Origin of the sequence: Hydrogenophaga sp., assembly GCF_041633695.1 — a bacterium.
In the GTDB taxonomy this organism is placed as follows: domain Bacteria; phylum Pseudomonadota; class Gammaproteobacteria; order Burkholderiales; family Burkholderiaceae_C; genus Hydrogenophaga.
Genome location: NZ_JBFJMY010000486.1, coordinates 1 through 2,975 on the forward strand (window position 1 = coordinate 1; position 2,975 = coordinate 2,975).

Below are 2,975 nucleotides of genomic sequence, written 5' to 3' on the forward strand. Positions count from 1 at the left end.
AACCCCGACATCCTGTGCAATGCCGAAATCAAGTTCAAGGCTTTTTTGGACCACGCCATGCGCCTGGGTGCCGAAAAAATCGCGACCGGGCATTACGCGCGGGTTCGTCAAAACCATGGCGCCTTTGAGTTGCTGAAAGGCCTGGACCCGCTGAAAGACCAGAGCTATTTTCTGCACCGTCTGAACCAGGCACAGCTGTCCAAGACGCTGTTCCCGGTGGGCGAATTGCCCAAGACCGAGGTGCGCCGTATCGCCGCACACATCGGCCTGCCCAACGCCAAGAAGAAGGACAGCACCGGCATCTGCTTCATCGGCGAGCGCCCGTTCCGCGAATTTCTGAACCGCTACATCGCGCGCGAACCCGGCACCATCCAGGACGACAAAGGCCGCGTGCTGGGTCGGCACGAAGGTTTGTCGTTCTACACCCTGGGCCAGCGCCAGGGCCTGGGCATCGGCGGCGTGAAAGCCAAGGGGGCGCAAAAGGGCGGCAACGAACACGCGCCGTGGTTCGTGGCTCGCAAGGAGCTGGACAAAAACATCTTGCGCGTGGTGCAAGGCCACGACCACCCCTGGCTGATGTCGCCCAGCCTGCGCGCCCAAGACGCCAGCTGGGTCGCGGGTTCGGCACCGGTGGCGGGTGCGTACGCGGCCAAGACGCGTTACCGCCAGAGCGATGCGGCCTGCAGCTTCGCCCCCGACGGCCCGGCGGGCTTTGCGCTGCGCTTTGCCGAACCGCAATGGGCGGTGACACCGGGCCAGAGCGCGGTGCTGTACGACGGTGATGTCTGCCTGGGTGGCGGCGTCATCGACACCGACGCGGCCAGCGCCGATTGAGGCCAAGGCCATGGGTCGGCCCAGCCGGGCTCAGTGCGGCATTTGCAGCTTGGCGTGGATGCGCCTCGTGGTGCGCCACACCGCCCACAGCACCAGCGGGATCGACACGCCGGCCGCCATTTCGGGGTGGATGGGCAGGCCAGCCGCCTTGCCCGCCTTCGCCAGGTACAGCAGCAGGCTGACCACGTAGTACGAGATCGCGGCGATCGACAGGCCTTCCACCGTGGACTGCAGGCGCAGCTGCAGCTCTTGCCCGCGCGTGAGCTTTTCCAGCAACTGCTGGTTCTGCCCTTCGGTGGCAATGTCGACCCGGGTGCGCAACAAGGCGCTGGCGCGCGACACCCGTTCGGACAAAGACGTCAGGCGCTGCGCCGTGGCCGCCACGGTGGCCATGGCGGGCGACAAGCGCCGCTGCAAGAACTCGCCCATGGTCTGCGTGCCCGGAATGGCTTGCTCGCGCAACTCGGCCAGACGCTGCCCCACCAAGGTGTAGTAGGCCCGGGTGGCCGAGAACCGGTACGTGCTCTCGGCGGTTGCACGCTCCACACGCGCCGCCAACGACACCAGGGTATCGAGCAGCTCCTGTTCGGAAGCCGTCTTGTTTTCGAGCTGGGCGGTGATGTGAGCCAGTTGCGCCTCGGCCTCGGCCAGCACAGGACCGAGCTGCTTGACGACCGGGAAGCCCTTCAAGGCCATGAGGCGGTAGGTCTCGACTTCCAGCAGGCGCTGCGAAATGCGGCCGGCACGGGTTTCGGTGGTGTCGGGCGGGGCAATCACCAGCATGCGTTCAAAGCCGCTGTCGCGCAGCCTGAAATCGGTGACCACCACCGAGTGCCCCTGGTTGCCCATGCGCGAGGCCACCACCGGGTGCTCGCCCAACCAGTGCCGGGCCTGCGACAGCAGTTGTTCGGGTTGGGACAAGTCGCCGTGCAGCATCACCAGCTTGATGGCGGCCAGCGTCTTGCCGGGAATGCCGGCGAGCCAGCCCGGCGGCAGCACGATGTGCGTCATGAGATCGGGGTCGCTGGCGCCCAGGTCCACGCCCTCAGGCAAAGGTTGCACCACCGAATAGCGGCTGAACTCGGTGTGGCGCTCCCATTTCAAGGTGTAGCCCGGCAGGTGCAGGCGCAAGAAATGGTCTTGCAGTTGCTCGGCGCTCAGACCCGTCTGACCGGGCAGCTGGCGCAAATGGGCACATTCCTGTTCACGGGTGACGCCGTCGTTGAGCACCGCCACGTACACCACCAGTACCGGCAGGCGGATGTAGGCCGAAGGCCGGGCGTGGACCTCGTTGTGCAGCACAACGCGGTGGTCGTCGTCTGCGGGCAGTTGTTGCGCTGGTGGGGTGCTGGGGGCGGCGTTCATGCCGCCATTGTGCCGCGCACCGGGCGGGCGCTCGGCGCGTCAGAACTGCAGCGACGTGCCTGCGCTGATGCGCAAGGGCGCCAGCTTGAGCGACACCCGGGTAGGCGACCAGCGCAGCAGTTGCCGGTGGCCCGTGTCTTCCACCTTGAGCGGTGATTTCTTCAAGGCCAGCAACAAGTCCCAGGCCTCGTGCCGCTGCACTTCAAAACCGGCCTGCATGGCCACGCTCCAGGCGCTGCGGCGGCCATTGTCAAAGCCTTGCCGGCTCGACAAAGGGCCGTCGTACACCAGGCCTGCCCCCGCATAGGGACGGATCGAGCCCACGCTGCCGAACCGGTGCACGCCATAAAAACCCACGGAAGCGTAGCGATCCGGATTCGAAGCCCAGGCGTTTTGATTCCGCTCGCCGATTCCGCTGGCAGACGCCACCGGTGGCAAGGACACGGACAGGTGGGCCGCCCAGGCGGCGCTTGTACCGCGCGTCCATTCGGCGGCCATGGTGTGCCGGCTGCTGTCTTCGCGGGAGCCCGCGGTTGAAGCCATGCCCATGGGCAACGCCAAGGCCGATGGCAGGCCCAATGGTTCGGCGCTCGACCCGGTGGACAAAGTCCAAGGCGACTGCTGGGCCAACGCCGCAGCACACACCGTGGTGGTGGCAACCAGCGCCAGCGCGGCGCGCATCAAGCGAAAGTCCATCATGGTGACACCTCTATCGGAGCGATTGGCCTGTGAATATCCGTTCTGGCAAGGTGCCGACCCCGAACCGCCATCAGCGG

3 protein-coding genes are annotated in these 2,975 nt (G+C 66.3%); 1 reads left to right on the forward strand and 2 read right to left on the reverse strand.

The window, feature by feature from the left end; all coding sequences use genetic code 11:
* Positions 1 to 834 (forward strand): tRNA 2-thiouridine(34) synthase MnmA (mnmA, locus tag ABYB95_RS20550; RefSeq protein WP_372661256.1); only part of this gene is annotated, 834 nt, incomplete at its 5' end.
* 30 nt (positions 835 to 864) lie between these two features.
* On the opposite strand, the gene ABYB95_RS20555 is transcribed toward mnmA, so the two are convergent.
* Both ABYB95_RS20555 and ABYB95_RS20560 read right to left on the reverse strand, forming a co-directional pair.
* Positions 865 to 2,199 (reverse strand): DUF3422 family protein, encoded by a 1,335-nt coding sequence (locus tag ABYB95_RS20555; RefSeq protein WP_372661259.1) that lies wholly within the window; start codon positions 2,197 to 2,199, stop codon positions 865 to 867.
* A 39-nt stretch (positions 2,200 to 2,238) separates the two neighbouring features.
* On the reverse strand, positions 2,239 to 2,898 hold the full coding sequence (locus ABYB95_RS20560; RefSeq protein WP_372661262.1) for a hypothetical protein: 660 nt from the start codon (positions 2,896 to 2,898) through the stop codon (positions 2,239 to 2,241).
* Positions 2,899 to 2,975 lie beyond the last annotated feature (77 nt).

What these genes read in the sequence shown, in the direction of transcription:
- ABYB95_RS20555 (WP_372661259.1), bottom strand. Translation starts at nt 2,199, where the DNA reads ATGAACGCCGCCCCCAGCACCCCACCAGCGCAACAACTGCCCGCAGAC.
- ABYB95_RS20560 (WP_372661262.1), bottom strand. Translation starts at nt 2,898, where the DNA reads ATGATGGACTTTCGCTTGATGCGCGCCGCGCTGGCGCTGGTTGCCACC.